General features: G+C 52.4%; 1 protein-coding gene. It reads left to right on the top strand.

Annotation, left to right across the window (positions count from 1 at the left end):
- On the top strand, positions 1-231 hold a 231-nt coding region (locus HBA93_RS23945; RefSeq protein ID WP_221724868.1), incomplete at both ends, for a Bax inhibitor-1 family protein.

Here is a 231-nt window from a genome sequence, read left to right on the forward strand (position 1 = left end):
TCCTCAGCTTCCGTATTGAGCGCATGAATGTTACAACCGCTCAGCTGACCTTCTGGGTTTATGCTGCTCTGGTTGGTTTGTCGCTGTCCTCGATCTTCCTGATCTATACATCAGCTAGCATCGTGCAGACTTTCTTCGTTACCGCGGCTTCTTTTGGTGCCCTGTCGCTTTACGGCTACACCACCAAGCGTGACCTGTCGGCAATGGGCTCGTTCCTGATGATGGGTCTGT

This window comes from Ochrobactrum sp. SFR4 (assembly GCF_019730395.1).
GTDB lineage: Bacteria > Pseudomonadota > Alphaproteobacteria > Rhizobiales > Rhizobiaceae > Pseudochrobactrum.